Source organism: Capnocytophaga sp. oral taxon 332 str. F0381, from assembly GCF_000318275.2.
GTDB lineage: Bacteria > Bacteroidota > Bacteroidia > Flavobacteriales > Flavobacteriaceae > Capnocytophaga > Capnocytophaga bilenii.
The window spans coordinates 248-549 of the sequence record NZ_KB291275.1 but is presented as its reverse complement, the minus strand read 5'-3'; the positions used below and the strand labels follow the sequence as shown (position 1 = coordinate 549).

The 302-nt window shown below is 24.8% G+C and carries 1 protein-coding gene; it reads left to right on the top strand.

Annotation, left to right across the window (positions count from 1 at the left end):
- On the top strand, positions 1 to 302 hold a 302-nt coding region (locus tag HMPREF9075_RS13425; protein ID WP_009415067.1), incomplete at both ends, for a hypothetical protein.

The window sequence follows — 302 nt, the reverse complement described above, 5'->3', positions numbered from 1 at the left end:
TCTTGAGAAAAAAAATATTACAGTTGAACAATCAATAATAGAAATGATAAGAGAAACTAAATATGTTGTTGAAGAAAAAGTTATTTACGATAGTTTAGGTATTTTGCAAATATATGATGGTGCTGCAGAGGGTTTTATTATTCACACAAGAAATAAAAGTGATGGAAATATTATATTCAAAAATAGGGGGTATAGTAATAAAATATTAATAAATAGAAAACTGGATTGTCTTATAGATGGGAAAGATACAATTAGAAATTTTGAAGTATTTTTAAAAGATCAACTCATAATGGTCTATCCTA